Here is a 15,972-nt window from a genome sequence, read left to right on the forward strand (position 1 = left end):
TCGCATTCAAAATCGAATCGCGAGCAAGCTCGCTCCCACAAGGGTCAGGGTGTACCCCAAATAAGTGTGGGAGCGAGCTCGCTCGCGATGAGGCCCTTACAGGCTCGGCAACAACTGCGCCGTGACCAATTCGTTCAGGCACCGACTCGCCAGCAATTCACTGGCCGCATTGATGTCCGGCGCAAAGAAGCGATCCTTCTCATAAAACGGCACTTGCGCACGCAGCAGACCCCGGGCCCGCTCCAGCTTCGCGGAGGTCTTCAAACCGCCGCGCAGGTCCAGCCCCTGGCAAGCCGCGAGCCATTCCACCGCGAGGATCCCACGGGTGTTCTCGGCCATTTCCCACAGACGCTTGCCGGCAGCCGGGGCCATGGAAACGTGGTCTTCCTGGTTCGCCGACGTCGGCAGGCTGTCCACCGAATGGGGATGGGACAGCGCCTTGTTTTCACTGGCCAGGGCCGCAGCGGTGACCTGGGCGATCATGAAGCCGGAGTTCACTCCGCCATTGGCGACGAGGAACGGCGGCAGTTGCGACATGTGCTTGTCCATCATCAACGAAATGCGTCGCTCGCTCAGGGAGCCAATCTCGGCAATCGCCAAGGCCATGTTGTCGGCCGCCATCGCCACCGGTTCGGCGTGGAAGTTGCCGCCGGAAATCACGTCGCCCTCGGCGGCGAACACCAGCGGGTTATCCGACACCGCGTTGGCCTCGATCACCAGCACCTCGGCGGCCTGGCGGAACTGGGTCAGGCAGGCGCCCATCACCTGCGGTTGGCAGCGCAGGGAGTACGGGTCCTGGACCTTGTCGCAGTTCTGGTGCGAATCGGAAACTTCGCTGCGCTCGCCCAGCAGATCGCGGTAGGCAGCGGCGGCGTCGATCTGGCCTTTCTGGCCACGGGCGGCATGGATGCGTGCATCGAATGGCGAACGCGAGCCGAGCACCGCTTCCACCGTGAGGCCGCCCAGGGCCAGGGCACCGGCAAACAGGTCTTCGCCTTCGAACAGGCCACGCAGGGCAAACGCGGTGGAGACCTGGGTGCCGTTGAGCAGCGCCAGGCCTTCCTTGGCGGCCAGGGTCAGCGGCGCGAGGCCAGCCACTTTCAGCGCCTCGACGGCCGGCAGCCATTCGCCCTTGTAGCGGGCCTTGCCTTCGCCCAGCAGCACCAGGGACATGTGGGCCAGTGGCGCCAGGTCACCGGACGCACCGACCGAACCCTTGAGCGGAATGTGCGGGTAGACCTCGGCATTGATCAGCGCAATCAGCGCATCGATCACCTGCCGACGGATGCCGGAAAAACCCCGGCTCAGGCTGTTGACCTTGAGCACCATGACCAGCCGCACCAGCGCATCGCTGATCGGCTCGCCCACCCCGGCGGCATGGGACAGCACCAGGGAGCGCTGCAGGTTTTCCAGGTCTTCGCTGGCGATACGGGTCGAGGCCAGCAGGCCGAAACCGGTGTTGATGCCGTAGGCGGTGCGGTTCTCGGCAAGGATCTGCTCAACGCAGGCAACACTGGCTTCGATCTGCGCCGACGCGCTGGCGTCGAGACTCAAGGTCACGGGTTGCTGATAGATGTCACGCAATTGAGCCAGGCTCAATTGGCCGGGAATCAGGTTTAAGGCAGTCATGTATTGCTCCTTTTGAGAGTTTTGTTTTCACCCGCCAGTCGCTCCGGAATGTTCCGTTATCCGTCACCTTCGCTTTTTGGGCGATGCCTTGTGGGCAAGAGGTGCCTTGGCACGCTGGCGCTTTTTTGATCAATTCAAATTCGGTAATACGCGGTGCAACACGTTCGGGTCTTTGAGCAGGCCGGCGGCACTGGCGATGTCCGGCGCCAGCCAGCGGTCCTGGTCATAGGCCGGGACGCGTTCGCGCAGCAGTTTCCAGGCGATATCGGTGCCGGCGCCGAAACGCTGGGCCTTGAGAAACTCAAAGGCCTGGGCGGCCAGCAGGTATTCGATGGCGAGGATCTGCGTGCAGTTTTCCAGCGCCCGGTGCAGCTTCAGGGCCGCGTTGGTGCCCATGCTCAGATGGTCTTCCTGCAACCCGGAGGTGACGAAATTGTCGAGCACCGCCGGTTGCGCCAGTTGCTTGTTTTCCGCGCACAGCGACGCGGCGACGTATTGCACGATCATCATCCCCGAGTTCACCCCGGGGTTGGCCACCAGGAAGGCCGGCAGGCCGCTGACGTGGGGATTGATCAAGCGGTCGAGGCGACGCTCGGCGATGGAGCCGATCTCAGCCATGGCAATCGCCAGCAGATCTGCCGCCAGCGCCACCGACTGGCCGTGGGGATTGGCCTGGGACATGACCCGGAAGTTCTCCGGTGTACCCAGCAGCAGCGGATTATCGGTCACCGCGTTGAGTTCGGTTTCGATCTGTTGCCGGGCGTGGGCCAACTGGTCGCGAGCCGCACCGTGCACCTGGGGAATCGAGCGGATACTCAAGGCGTCCTGGGTGCGAATACCCAGGCTCGCGGCGATGACTTCGCTGCCATCCAGCAGTGCCCGCAAGTTGACGCCGACCTGCTGCATGCCCGGGTGCGGCTTGAGGGCAATGACGTCGGCATCGAACGCGGCAATCTGCCCGCGCTGGGCCTCGAAACTCATGGCGCCGATCACATCGGCCCATTGCACCAACCGCGTCGCATCGGCCAGGGCCAGGCAGCTCAGACCGGTCATGCACGGCGTGCCGTTGACCAGGCACAGACCGTCCTTGGCCCCCAGTTGCACCGGTTGCAAACTCTCTGCGGCCAGGGCCTGTTGCGCCGGGATTATCTGCCCGCGATAGCTGACCTGGCCGACGCCCAGCAGCGCGATGCCGATGTGGGCCATGTGGGTCAGGTAACCCACCGAACCTTGGGACGGCACTTGCGGTGTGATGCCGCGATTGAGCAGGGCCAGCAGCGCTTCGACCACCCGGCGATGGATGCCGGACTTGCCTTGGCTGTAGTTGAGGATAGCGGCGCAGATAATCGCCCGGGTCTGCTCATCGGAAAGCGGCGCACCGACGCCACAGGCATGGCTGAGCAGGGTGTTGCGCGACAGTTGGCTGAGTTGTTCGTCCTTGAGCGAAACATTGCACAAGGCCCCCAGGCCGGTGTTGACGCCATAGGCGCGCTCGCCGCTTGCGACGATGCGCTGGACGATGGCCTGGGCATTGTCGATCCGCGCCCAGGTCTGGGTCGACAGCTCGAGCACAGCGCCGAAGCGCGCGACGGCGACGACCTCCTGCCAGCGCAGCGGGGCGCCGGTGATTACGATTTTTTCAGCCTGGGACATCTTCAACCTCATGCTTGCAACTTGAACATTGATGCAGCTTTGCCGGCCCTATCGCGAGCAAGCTCGCTCCCACAGGGATTTCCTTTGGACACAAAATGTGTGAACAAAGGAGGCCCCCTTGTGGGAGCGAGCTTGCTCGCGATGACGCCAGCCCAGCCACCACAAATCCCTCAAACCACCGCCGCCCGCCGTTGCACAAACCGATCGACATACTCATCCGCCGGCGAGTGCAGGATCTCCCGAGGCGTGCCGACCTGGATCAGCTTGCCGTCCTTGAGGATCGCAATGCGGTTGCCGATGCGCACGGCCTCGTCGAGGTCGTGGGTGATGAACACGATGGTCTTGTGCAGGGTCTTTTGCAGTTCCAGCAACTGGTCCTGCATCTCCGCGCGGATCAGTGGGTCGAGGGCGCTGAAGGCTTCGTCCATGAGGATGATGTCGGTGTCCGCCGCCAAGGCCCGGGCCAGGCCGACACGCTGGCGCATGCCACCGGAGAGCTGGTGCGGGTATTTGTTCTCGTAGCCCTTCAGGCCCACGGTATCGATCCAGTGCAATGCCCGCTCGGCGCACACCTGCTTGCTCTCGCCGCGCACTTTCAAGCCATAGGCGACGTTGTCCAGCACGCTCTTGTGGGGCAGCAGGCCGAAGCTCTGGAACACCATGCTGATCTTGTGCCGGCGAAATTCGCGCAAGGCGTCCATGTCCAGTTGCAGGATGTCTTCGCCGTCCACCAGGATCGCGCCGCTGGTAGGGTCGATCAGCCGGTTGAAATGGCGCACCAACGTGGACTTGCCGGAACCGGACAGGCCCATGATCACGAAAATCTCACCGGTGCCGATGCTCAGCGACAAGTCGTTAACGCCGACCACGCAGCCGGTTTCGGCCAGCACCTGGTCCTTGGTCTTGTTCTGGCGGATCAGCTCCAGGGCCTCCTTGGAGCGATTGCCGAAAATCTTGAAGACATTCTTGACTTCGATCTTGCTGATGGCTGCGTTGCTCATTTGCTCACCTCGTGCCGAGGACGACCATAGGCCTGGGTAATGCGGTCGATGACCACGGCGAGAATCACGATCGCCAGCCCGGCTTCCAGGCCGCGTCCGACGTTGAGGGTCTGGATGCCCACCAGCACGTCTTCACCCAGGCCACGGGCGCCGATCATCGAGGCGATGACCACCATCGACAGGGCCATCATGGTGGTCTGGTTGATCCCGGCCATGATGCTCGGCAGGGCCAGGGGCAGTTGCACGCCGAACAGCTGTTGCCAGCGGTTGGCGCCGAAGGCGTTGATGGCTTCCATCACTTCGCCGTCCACCTGGCGGATGCCAAGGTCAGTCAGGCGAATCAGTGGCGGCGCGGCGTAGATCACCGTGGCGAAAATCGCCGGGACCTTGCCCAGGCCGAACAGCATCAACACCGGAATCAGGTACACGAAGCTCGGCATGGTCTGCATGATGTCCAGCAACGGCATCAGCACCGAACGCAGGCGATTGCTGCGTGCCGAGAGAATGCCCAGCGGAATGCCGATCAACACCGAGATCAGCGTCGCCACCAGCATCAGCGCGAGGGTCTGCATCAGCTTGTCCCACAGGCCCACCGCGCCCACCAGAAACAGCAGGCCGACGATCACCGCCGTGGCGACGACCTTGCGGGTGGCGTGCCAGGCGATGCCACCGACGATAGCCAGCATCAGCCACCAGGGCGCCATGCGCAGCAGGCCTTCGAGATTGACGATGGCCCACAGCAGGGTGTCGGAGATGTGCCGGAACACATCGCCATAGTTGGTCACCAGGGAGTCGACCCAACCGTTGACCCAATCGGCAATGGAGAAGGTAAAGCTTTCGGGAAACATAAGAGACTCTCGATCAAGTGGATGCGGTGAACGTCCCGGCCAGCCCTACGGTTGGCCGGGAAGTATTCGACCTACAGAGCCGCGTCGATTTTCTTGGCAGCGTCTTCGCTTACCCAGGCGTGCCAGACTTCAGGATGTTCCTTCAGGAAGATCTTCGCCAGTTTCGGCGACTCGATTCGTTCCTTGGCCATGCGCCCGAGGTTCTGGTTCAGGATATCGATCGGCAGGTTGACCTTTTCCAGCACCGTCACCAATTCAGGTGCCTCGTCGTGGAAGGTCTTGGACAGGCCGACCTTGATGCTCACGCTTTTATCCACGCCCGGTTTTTCTTCCAGTTTCACCAGGTCCACCTGGCCCATCAGCGGCGTTGGCGACCAGTAGTAGAACAGGATCGGCTCGCCGCGCTTGTAGCTCGACAGCACTGCCGCATCCAGCGCTGGGCCGGTACCTGGACGGAAGTTGGTGTAGGTTTTTTCCAAGCCATAGTTTTTCAGCATTTCGCTGTTGTCCAGCTCGCAGGTCCAGCCGGCCGGGCAGTTATAGAAGCGGCCCTTGGACGGTTCTTCCGGGTCCTTGAACACGGCGGCGTACTGGCCCAGGTCAGCGATGTTCTTCAGGCCTGGTGCCTTGGCTTCGAGCTTGCGCTTGGCGTCGCCTTCCACCACGTAGCGCGGCACGTACCAGCCTTCGATGGCACCCACGACCGGGGCACCGACGCCGACTACCTTGCCGGCCTTCTCGGCCTTGTTCCAGACTTCACTGCGGCCGACCCACTCTTCGGCAAATACCTGGATGTCGTTGCTGCTCAGGGCGTTCTCCATGGTGATGGAATTGCCTGGCAGGCTGTCGGTCTTGCAGTCGTAGCCTTTTTCAAGCACCACTTGCAGGACGTCGGTCAGCAGCATGGCGCTTTCCCAGTTCAGGCCGGCGAACTTCACCGGTTTACCCGACTCGCACCAACCCGCCGCTTGTGTGGCGCCAGCGCTGGCCAGCAGGCCCATGGAAAGCAATGTGGTCAGCAGGGTCTTGTTCGACTTCATTATGTGACGCTCCTAATCAGTTGGATTGGCTTACGGCAGTCAATAGGCATCCAGCCCTGTCAACGTCCCATCAGACCGCTTGAATGCGGCCCGCCCTGCTCGGTTGTGCGTCAACCGTGTCCTGCTCGATTGGCAGGATCAATTGATCGGGTACAGCGCTGTGCCACTTCTTGGCGACGACGTAATACAGCGCCGCCGGAACCACCAGACCGATGATCCAGGAAATATCCACACCGCCCATGGCTGCCACCAGCGGACCGGTATAGAACTTGGTGGCGATAAATGGCAGTTGAACCAGTACGCCGAAGACATAGACGCTGATGCCGAGGGCGTTCCAACGACCGTAGCGACCGTTCGGGTCGGCCAGTGCCGGCACGTCATAGCGCTCGCGGGTGATGCAGTAGTAGTCCACCAGGTTGATCGCGCTCCAAGGCGTAAAGAACGCCAGCAAGAACAGGATGAAGGACTTGAACGCGCCGAGGAACGAGTGCTGGCCGAGCAGCGCGATCAGCGTCGCAGCGCCGACGATGACCAGCACGAAGACCAGACGTTGCAAGCGCGTTACGTTCAGGTGACCACGAAAACCGCTGATGATGGTCGCGATGCACATGAAGCTGCCGTAGGAGTTCAGCGTGGAGATGGTGACCTTGCCGAATGCGATGCTGAAATACAGCAGCGCGGCGGTGGCACCGGTGCCCCCCAGGCCCACGATGTAGGCCACTTCGTGACCGGCGAATTGCCCATTGGCCGAGGCCGCGGCAAACACGCCGAGGATCATCGCCACCTGTGCGCCGATGACTGAACCGGCGCCCGCGGCAAAAAAGGTTTTCACCGAAGAAGTCTTGCTCGGCAGGTAACGCGAATAGTCCGCCACGTAGGGGCCGAAGGCGATCTGCCAGGATGCCGCGAGCGACACCGCAAGCAGGAAACTGCTCCAGCTGAAATGGCGGATTTGCAAGAGTGCGCCAACGTCCGTCTGGCTCATCAGACGAGCGAACAGGTAAACGAAGGCGATCACACCAATGATGCTGGCGACACGGCCAATGAAGTGAATCACCCGATAACCGAGCACCGTGACCAGCACGATGACGCTGGCGAAAATGAGGATGCCGACACTGTCGCTGACGCCAAACAACTGGCCCAGCGCCTGGCCGGAAAGCACGGTTCCCGTTGCGGTGAAACCCAAGTACATCAGGCACACCAGCACGATCGGGATGGCCGCGCCATACACACCAAACTGCACCCGGCTGGAGATCATCTGCGGCAGGCCAAGCTTGGGCCCTTGCGCGGCATGCAACGCCATGACGCCACCGCCGAGCAGTTGGCCGATCAGCAAACCGATCAACGACCAGAACACATCACCGCCAAGCACCACCGCCAATGCGCCGGTGACAATTGCCGTGATTTGCAGGTTGGCCCCCATCCAGAGGGTGAACTGGCTCAACAATCGGCCGTGTCTCTCCGTTTCCGGGATGTAGTCGATCGAACGTTTCTCGATCAACGGCTTGCTGCTTGCACGTGTGCTGGTGACAGCCATGGTTCAACCTCTGTGGATTGTTCTGCAATTCAATTGCGCCGCACTCCTGTGGGAGCGAGCTTGCTCGCGATGAGGGCGTGTCAGTAGACGGAACCGGTACTGATCCACCGCTATCGCGAGCAAGCTCGCTCCCACAGGGGGGCCCGGTTTATTTGCCGGTAATCATCGGCAGGTTCAGCCCCTGTTCCTTGGCGCAATCGATGGCGATCTGGTAACCGGCATCGGCATGACGCATCACGCCCGTGGCCGGATCGTTGTGCAGCACGCGGGCAATGCGCTCGGCCGCTTCGTCGGTACCGTCGCAGACGATCACCATGCCCGAGTGCTGGGAGAAGCCCATGCCGACGCCGCCACCGTGGTGCAGCGAAACCCAGGTCGCGCCACTGGCGGTGTTGAGCAAGGCGTTGAGCAACGGCCAGTCGGAAACCGCATCGGAACCGTCCTGCATGGATTCGGTTTCACGGTTGGGGCTGGCCACGGAACCGGAGTCCAGATGGTCGCGGCCGATCACGATCGGGGCCGACAATTCGCCGCTGCGCACCATCTCGTTGAATGCCAGGCCCAGCTTGGCGCGTTGGCCCAGGCCAACCCAGCAGATACGTGCCGGCAAGCCCTGGAAGCTGATGCGCTCGCGGGCCATGTCCAGCCAGTTGTGCAGGTGGGCGTCGTCAGGGATCAGTTCCTTGACCTTGGCGTCGGTCTTGTAGATGTCCTGCGGATCACCGGACAGCGCAGCCCAGCGGAACGGGCCGATACCGCGGCAGAACAGCGGACGGATATAAGCCGGGACGAAACCAGGGAAGTCGAAGGCATTTTCGACGCCCTCTTCCTGGGCCATCTGGCGGATGTTGTTGCCGTAGTCGAAGGTCGGCACGCCCATTTTCTGGAAGGCCAGCATGGCTTTGACGTGGACGGCCATCGATTGCTTGGCGGCCTTCACCACGGCGGCGGGTTCGGTCTTGGCGCGGGCACGATATTCGTCCCAGGTCCAACCGGCCGGCAGGTAGCCGTTGAGTGGGTCGTGGGCGCTGGTCTGGTCGGTGACCATGTCTGGGCGCACACCACGACGGACCATTTCCGGCAGGATCTCGGCAGCGTTCCCACACAGCGCGATGGAAATCGCCTTGCCTTCGGCAGTGTATTTCTCGATGCGCGCCAGGGCGTCGTCGAGGTCCTTGGCTTGCTCGTCGACGTAGCGGGTTTTCAGGCGGAAATCGATGCTCACCTGTTGGCATTCGATGTTCAGCGAGCACGCACCGGCCAGGGTAGCGGCCAAGGGCTGCGCACCGCCCATGCCGCCCAGGCCGGCGGTCAGGACCCAGCGACCCTTGAGGTTGGAGTCGTAGTGCTGGCGACCGGCCTCGACGAAGGTTTCATAAGTGCCTTGCACGATGCCCTGGCTGCCAATGTAGATCCAGCTGCCGGCGGTCATCTGGCCGTACATGGCCAGGCCCTTGGCGTCGAGTTCGTTGAAGTGCTCCCAACTGGCCCAGTGCGGCACCAGGTTGGAGTTGGCGATCAGCACGCGAGGGGCGTTGCTGTGGGTCTTGAACACGCCCACCGGCTTGCCGGATTGCACCAGCAGGGTTTCGTCGTCGTTCAGGTTGGTCAGGCTTTCGACGATCTTGTCGTAGCACTCCCAGTTGCGCGCCGCGCGGCCAATGCCACCGTAGACCACCAGTTCCTTGGGGTTCTCGGCCACTTCCGGGTCGAGGTTGTTCATCAACATGCGCAGCGGCGCTTCAGTCAGCCAGCTCTTGGCGGTCAGCGTGTTACCGCGAGGGGCACGGATTTCAACGTCACGGTATTTTTCGGGTTTGCGGGTAGCGTCGGTCACAGCAAAAACTCCTCAGCGATCAATCCAGACCAGCCCGGGCAGTGGGCAGCGATTTAGCGAACGTTGCGTTGAATATCGGAGACTCATACGCATACGTCTTTACTTGTATGTACAAGCATATGCAATCAAGCGGCCAACTTGTTGGAGACGATATTCAGAAACCGCTGGCGAATTGGCTGAAAGCCTTGTGATTTAAGGGCTGCTGAGCGGCATGAAATTTTTCAAGAGGGTTTTCGAGGGGGGAAATCGGAGGGTCACAGAAGCGTGGTGTTGCGCCACGCTGGGGCATTCGGTAACAAGTTGGTGCGCAGAAGAAACAGCAGGCAGGCACCTTGTGGCGAGGGTGTTTATCTGTGGGAGCAAGGCTTTCTCCCACAGGGTACTCAAGAAGCTGAAATTAGCGGGCCGTCAGCTCAATCACGCAGCATTGACCGTGAGTGGAGACATCCACCAACCCGGTGTTACTGCTCAGTTGCAAACAGTCGTAGAGGCCCAAATCAACGGCGGACTCACCGACCTTGATAGCCAGTCCCGGGGCGGCACTGAACACCAGTACCGTTTGCGCGTCACTGAAAAACCGCTGCTGGCCGCCCAACCACTGCAACCGCGCGCGGTAACGCTGCGGCGCGTAGATCAGGTTGAAGTCACGAATCGGTCCGCCCAGCAGTGTGCAAAACACATGGCTCTCGCCGCTGAACGTAAAAGGGTCCAGCGGATGCAAAGCCCGCGTGACTTGGCCATCGACGTTCAGTGTCATGCCGCTCCCCTGCAAGACACTGATGACCCGCTCGTAACCGGCGAAGGTGGAGAAGCCGCCCGACTCACCAATGTCGGCAATCGACAGGCGCCAGCCGAAACCTTCCAGGCCGGTGCCGGCATCGCGAGTGATTTCTTCGGTGCTGCCGCCACCGTTTTTCCACGGCATGCGTGGGTAGTCTGCCGCGCGTAAAACCTTCAAATGGCTCATTTATGAAAGCGCCCTTCCAGACTGTGGCGGGACCCCGGATGAATCAAACGGGCGGCGGTCACCGGCTGGCGCCCGGACCAGGTGCGGCGGCGGATCAACAGGCACGGCTCGCCCCTTTCGATCTGCAACAACTTGCATTCACTCGGCTCGGCCAGGATCGCCTCGACCACATGCTCGCCCTCGGTCAGCGGCGCGACCTGGTTCAGATAGGCGTAGGGCGTTTGCACGGTGAAGTCCTGCTTGAGGTAGTCCGGCGCCACCAGCGCGTTGACGAAACGGTCCTCGATTTGCACGGGGATGTCATTCTCGAAATGCACGATCAGCGAATGGAACACTTTCTGGCCTTCGCGCATATCCAGGGCCAGGGCCCGCTCGGAACCGGCCGCCTCTTCTTCCAGGGTAATGACCTTGCAAGTGTGGCGATGGCCACGGGAGGCGATTTCGTCGGCGATGTTATGCACTTCGAACAACGCGGACTGGCTCTTGGGCTCGGCCACGAAGGTACCGACACCCTGCATGCGCACCAACAGGCCGTCGGCGGTCATTTCCCGCAGCGCACGGTTGATGGTCATGCGACTGAAGCCCAGTTGGCTGACCAGTTCGCTTTCCGACGGCACGCGGTAATGCGGCGGCCAGTTTCCACTGTCGATCTGCTGGGTGATCATCTGTTTGACGCGGGCGTACAGGGGTGCCGGACTGTCACCCATGTTTGCGGCCAGCGGCTGTTTGGCAGGCGGAGTCGGCACGGCGGTTCCCTGTTCTGCGGATAAGGTTGCTAGCTTGCCGGAGTTTACCGGCCAGGCAAACGTCTGTATATGTATATACAAATTACGCACGATGAGGTTGAACCATGTCCGCCTTCTTTGCCGAACGCGCGCTGCTGCCTAGTGGATGGGCCCATGATGTACGTCTTGAGGTCGATGCCGAAGGCGTCCTGACCCATATCCAGGCCGGTTCCCACGCAGACGGCGCCGAACGGCTGGGCGGTCCGCTGTTGCCGGGTATGCCGAACCTGCACTCCCATGCCTTCCAACGGGCCATGGCCGGGCTGGCGGAAGTGGCAGGCAATCCCAACGACAGTTTCTGGACCTGGCGCGACTTGATGTACCGCCTCGTCGGAAAAATCAGTCCCGACCAACTCGGCATCATTGCCCGCCAGCTGTACATCGAAATGCTCAAGGCCGGCTACACCTCGGTCGCCGAATTCCACTATGTGCACCACGACATCGATGGCACGCCCTACGCCGACCCGGCGGAGCTGGCCCTGCGCATCAGCCACGCCGCCAGCGCCGCTGGCATCGGCCTGACGCTGCTGCCGGTGCTCTACAGCCACTCCGGTTTTGGCGGCCAGGCGCCCAATGACGGGCAGCGCCGGTTCATCAACAGCACCGAAAACTACTTGAAGCTTCAGTCGCGCTTGCAGCCGATCCTGGCCGGGCAGCCGTCCCAGGCGCTGGGTCTGTGCTTCCACTCGCTGCGTGCCGTGACGCCCGGGCAGATCCAGGATGTGCTGGCCGCCAGTGACCGCGAGTGCCCGGTGCACATTCACATTGCCGAACAGCAGAAGGAAGTCGACGATTGCCTGAGCTGGAGCGGCGCCCGTCCGCTGCAATGGCTGTACGAAAACACCGAAGTCGACCAGCGCTGGTGCCTGGTCCACGCCACCCACGCCAACGCCCAGGAAGTCAGCCTCATGGCCAGGAGCCGGGCGATTGCCGGCCTGTGCCTGACCACCGAAGCCAACCTGGGGGACGGGATTTTCCCGGCCGTGGATTTCCTCGCCCAGGGCGGGCGCCTGGGGATCGGCTCTGACAGCCATGTATCGCTGAGCGTGGTCGAAGAATTGCGCTGGCTGGAATATGGCCAGCGCCTGCGGGATCAACGGCGCAACCGCTTGTATCGGGCGGATCAGCCGATGGTCGGCCGCACCTTGTTCGATGCGGCGCTGGAAGGCGGAGCCCAGGCCCTGGGACAACCGATCGGTACCCTCGAAATCGGCAAGCGCGCCGACTGGCTGGTGCTCGATGGCAGCGACCCGTACCTGGCCACGGCCCAGGGCGACGGCATCCTCAATCGCTGGCTGTTTGCCGGCGGCGATCGCCAGGTGCGCGATGTGATGGTCGGCGGTCGGTGGGTGGTGCGCGATGGGCGGCATGCCGGCGAAGAGCAAAGCGCCCGGGCGTTTACCCAGGTACTGCGCGAACTTTTAGGCTGACCCAATCAACCCTGTGGGAGCGAGCTTGCTCGCGATAGGGCCTTTACCTTCAACATACATGTTGACTGAAAGTCCGCTATCGCGAGCAAGCTCGCTCCCACTTCGGTTTTCGGGTGACAGTCAGTTCGAGGTCTTGGCCATCTGTCGATCCGACGCGCGCCAGATCAGGCGCGTGGTGTCGTAGCCCTGCTGGCGTGCCTTGCTCAGCAGCTCCTCGCGCACGACGCTATTGACGGTCGGTGTACGGGACAGCAGCCACATGTAGCGACGGCTTGGGTCGCCGACGATGGCGGTCTTGTAGTCATCGCTGACGTACAACACCCAGTATTGCCCTTTCGCCACGCCCGGCACGATCCGCGAAAACCAGTTGTCGAACTCGACCCAGAGCTTGTCGGTCTTGCCCGGCACCTGTGGCGTGGCGGTGCCCCTGGCTTCTTCCCACTGCCAGTCCGAGGTCAGGCAGCGATTGAGCACTCCCACGTTGCCGTCTGGCTTGAGGGTGTAGTGAGCTTCCGATTGCGCGCAATTGCGCTGGAAATACATGGGCAGGCGGGCCAACTCATACCAGGTCCCTTGGTAGCGCTTGAGATTGACGCTGTTGACCGTCTTGGGTGCCAGCGGATCTTCGCCAGAAGTGGCACAGCCAGCCAAAATCAGGCCAGCCAAAAGCACAAAAACTAACCGCATCATTATTTTTCTCCCGCAGGCCTCTGGCCTCGGTTTACTTCAGGCCTTGGCCGGAAAACATCAACACTTTGTCACCGGCGTACTGCACGCTGATAAAGCTTTTCTGGTCGCCCCAGGTGCAGCTGGACATGCCGAGCGCGCCTGAACAATCGGTCGGTTTCCCCAGTAACGTTTCGACTTCGGACTTGGGCATGCCAGCCGACAGCTTCGAGTAGTTTTCCTGGTTGACCTTGCTGCATGCAGTCAATACGACACACACAAACAACAAGGCGATAGATCGCAGCGACATGGTGTAACTCCTGGAACGGAAGGGGGGTGGCAGGTGCCAACCAGAAGCTTAGAAGAGAAAACCCCTATCTGGTTCCCCTACACCCCCGGTATTTATTGGGTCTGGGCAGGTGTTTCATCGGTGAAACACTCACTTTGTGACAGCGTCGTGCATTTCGTCGGAATTGAACCGCTACCGCTGATGGGGCGGTCTGGCACGCCGATAAAAAGAAACAGCGCAAACCAATGCGTTATGGCAAATTGACAGCCCGTCCTGACCCGTCCCTCCGCGGTAGTGTTATTAATGACCAGAAACATGAAATTCAGCCATAAAATCCTGCTGGCTGCCGCCCTCGTGGTGGCCGTTGCATTCGCCTGTTTCATCCTGTTCAACGACTATCGTCAACGCCAGAGCTTGAATGCCAGCACCGAAACCTCCATGCAGGAACTCGGCAGCCTGACCAGCCGCAACATCCAGACGTGGGTCGACGGCCGCATCCAGTTGCTGCAATCGCTGGCCCAGCAGATTGCCGTGGACGGCAGCAGTGCCGACAGCCTCAAGCGCGCCGTGGGCCTGCCGGCCTACACCAGCAATTTCCAGCTCAGTTATTTTGGTGGCACCGACGGCGTGATGTTCTCGGTACCGGCCGGCAATCGCGCCGCCGATTACGACCCGCGCGCCCGTGGCTGGTACAAGGCCGCCAACAGCGCACAGCAAACCATCGTCACCGAACCCTACATCGCCGCCTCGTCGGGCAAGCTGGTGATTACCGTCGCCACCCCGGTGCAGCACCAGAACCAGATGATCGGCGTGGCCGGTGCGGACATCGACCTGTCCAGCGTCAGCGCCATCATCAACTCGCTGAACTTCGGCGGCCACGGCCACGCGTTCATCGTCAGTGCCGACGGCAAGATCCTGATCCACCCCGACAGCAAGCGCGTGCTCAAGACCCTGGCCGAGGCCTACCCTAACGGCGCGCCTCAAATCAGCCCGGGCGTGAAAGAAGTCGACCTCGACGGCAAGACCCAATTCATCTCCTTCACCCACGTCAACGGCGTGCCGGGAGCCGACTGGTACGTGGCGCTGGTGCTCGACAAGGACACCGCGCTGGCGATGCTCAGTGAGTTCCGTACGTCGGCGCTGATCGCCATGGTCATCGCCGTGGTATTCATCATCGCCCTGCTCGGCATGTTGATCCGTGTGCTGATGCAACCACTGCTGACCATGGGCCGCGCCATGCACGACATCGCCGAAGGCGAAGGCGACCTGACCCGGCGCCTGGTCATCCACGGCCACGACGAATTCGGCGCGCTGGGGACTTCGTTCAACCGCTTTGTCGAACGCATTCATACCTCGATCCGTGAAGTGGCCTCGGCCACCGGCCAGGTCAACGAAGTCGCCCTGCGCGTGGTCAGCGCGTCCAACTCGTCGATGTTCAATTCCGACCAGCAGGCTTCGCGCACCAGCAGCGTGGCCGCGGCCATCAATCAGCTCGGTGCCGCCGCCCAGGAAATCGCCCAGAACGCAGCCCTCGCCTCGCAACATTCCAGCGATGCGCGCAGCCTGGCTGAAGATGGCCAACAAGTGGTGGATAAAACCATCGCGGCCATGCAGCAGTTGTCGGCCAAGATCAGCGATTCGTGCGGCAACATCGAAACCTTGAACAGCAACACGGTGAACATCGGCCAGATTCTTGAGGTGATTACCAGCATTTCCCAGCAGACCAACCTGCTCGCCCTCAACGCCGCCATCGAAGCGGCCCGCGCCGGTGAAGCCGGGCGCGGCTTCGCGGTGGTGGCCGATGAAGTGCGCAACCTGGCCCACCGCACCCAGGATTCGGCGCAGCAGGTGCAGAAAATGATCGAAGAACTGCAAGTCGGCGCCCGGGAAGCGGTGCTGACCATGACCGACAGCCAGCGCCAGAGCGAAAGCAGCGTCGGCATCGCCAACCAGGCCGGCGAACGCCTGGGCAGCGTGACCCAGCGTATTGGTGAAATCGACGGCATGAACCAGTCCGTGGCCACCGCCACCGAAGAACAGACCGCCGTGGTGGAGTCGATCAACGTCGACATCACCGAGATCAACACCCTGAACCAGGAAGGCGTGGAAAACCTGCAAGCCACCTTGCGGGCCTGTGCCGACCTGGAGCAGCAGGCGGCGCGGTTGAAGCAGTTGGTGGGTAGTTTCCGGATCTAGTGCTTTTGCGGCCTCTTCGCGAGCAGGCTCGCTCCCACATTAGAACTTCAGCGGACGCACATTTTGCGCTCAACGAAAATCCAGTGTGGGAGCG

13 protein-coding genes are annotated in these 15,972 nt (G+C 61.8%); 2 read left to right on the forward strand and 11 right to left on the reverse strand.

Annotation, left to right across the window (positions count from 1 at the left end; translation table 11 throughout):
* Window positions 1-96 precede the first annotated feature (96 nt).
* From hutH (KGA89_RS07365) to hutC, 9 genes are all read right to left on the reverse strand, one after another.
* Window positions 97-1,629, reverse strand: coding sequence for a histidine ammonia-lyase (gene hutH, locus KGA89_RS07365; RefSeq protein ID WP_003196898.1), 1,533 nt, complete (start codon window positions 1,627-1,629; stop codon window positions 97-99).
* 129 nt (window positions 1,630-1,758) lie between these two features.
* On the reverse strand, window positions 1,759-3,282 hold the full coding sequence (gene hutH, locus KGA89_RS07370; RefSeq protein ID WP_223471078.1) for a histidine ammonia-lyase: 1,524 nt from the start codon (window positions 3,280-3,282) through the stop codon (window positions 1,759-1,761).
* A gap of 170 nt (window positions 3,283-3,452) precedes the next feature.
* Entirely contained in the window at window positions 3,453-4,283 is an 831-nt protein-coding gene (locus tag KGA89_RS07375; RefSeq protein ID WP_003196894.1) for a glycine betaine/L-proline ABC transporter ATP-binding protein, read from the reverse strand.
* Window positions 4,280-5,131: an ABC transporter permease gene (locus tag KGA89_RS07380; protein WP_003196893.1), complete on the reverse strand. Its 852-nt coding sequence runs from the start codon at window positions 5,129-5,131 to the stop codon at window positions 4,280-4,282. The genes KGA89_RS07375 and KGA89_RS07380 overlap by 4 nt, the downstream gene beginning before the upstream one ends.
* 71 nt (window positions 5,132-5,202) lie before the next feature.
* Complete coding sequence (locus KGA89_RS07385) at window positions 5,203-6,171, reverse strand: ABC transporter substrate-binding protein (RefSeq protein ID WP_223471079.1); 969 nt, start codon at window positions 6,169-6,171, stop codon at window positions 5,203-5,205.
* A 70-nt stretch (window positions 6,172-6,241) separates the two neighbouring features.
* Entirely contained in the window at window positions 6,242-7,708 is a 1,467-nt protein-coding gene (locus KGA89_RS07390; protein WP_223471080.1) for a purine-cytosine permease family protein, read from the reverse strand.
* Window positions 7,709-7,856: 148 nt separating this feature from the next.
* The gene (hutU, locus tag KGA89_RS07395; RefSeq protein ID WP_003196887.1) at window positions 7,857-9,545 is read right to left on the reverse strand and encodes a urocanate hydratase; all 1,689 of its coding nucleotides are present in this window, start codon (window positions 9,543-9,545) and stop codon (window positions 7,857-7,859) included.
* A 397-nt stretch (window positions 9,546-9,942) separates the two neighbouring features.
* On the reverse strand, window positions 9,943-10,512 hold the full coding sequence (locus KGA89_RS07400) for a HutD family protein (protein WP_003196884.1): 570 nt from the start codon (window positions 10,510-10,512) through the stop codon (window positions 9,943-9,945).
* On the reverse strand, window positions 10,509-11,219 hold the full coding sequence (gene hutC, locus KGA89_RS07405; RefSeq protein WP_170845945.1) for a histidine utilization repressor: 711 nt from the start codon (window positions 11,217-11,219) through the stop codon (window positions 10,509-10,511). The genes KGA89_RS07400 and hutC overlap by 4 nt, the downstream gene beginning before the upstream one ends.
* 143 nt (window positions 11,220-11,362) lie before the next feature.
* Between hutC and KGA89_RS07410 the strand changes: the two genes are divergently transcribed.
* Window positions 11,363-12,727 carry a formimidoylglutamate deiminase gene (locus tag KGA89_RS07410; protein WP_223471082.1) on the forward strand — a complete coding sequence of 455 codons (1,365 nt, stop codon included), beginning with the start codon at window positions 11,363-11,365 and terminating at the stop codon, window positions 12,725-12,727.
* 120 nt (window positions 12,728-12,847) lie between these two features.
* Here KGA89_RS07410 and KGA89_RS07415 read toward each other — a convergent pair whose 3' ends face one another.
* Both KGA89_RS07415 and KGA89_RS07420 read right to left on the reverse strand, forming a co-directional pair.
* A complete protein-coding gene (locus tag KGA89_RS07415) occupies window positions 12,848-13,417 on the reverse strand; it encodes a lipocalin family protein (RefSeq protein ID WP_027911769.1) in 570 nt (189 codons plus the stop codon).
* A gap of 31 nt (window positions 13,418-13,448) precedes the next feature.
* On the reverse strand, window positions 13,449-13,703 hold the full coding sequence (locus KGA89_RS07420; RefSeq protein WP_003196877.1) for a hypothetical protein: 255 nt from the start codon (window positions 13,701-13,703) through the stop codon (window positions 13,449-13,451).
* 282 nt (window positions 13,704-13,985) lie between these two features.
* On the opposite strand from KGA89_RS07420, the gene KGA89_RS07425 reads away from it, so the two are divergent.
* A complete protein-coding gene (locus tag KGA89_RS07425) occupies window positions 13,986-15,878 on the forward strand; it encodes a methyl-accepting chemotaxis protein (RefSeq protein WP_013692077.1) in 1,893 nt (630 codons plus the stop codon).
* Window positions 15,879-15,972: the final 94 nt, after the last annotated feature.

Origin of the sequence: Pseudomonas sp. A-RE-22 (assembly GCF_019956035.1) — a bacterium.
Classification (GTDB): Bacteria; Pseudomonadota; Gammaproteobacteria; order Pseudomonadales; family Pseudomonadaceae; genus Aquipseudomonas; species Aquipseudomonas brassicacearum.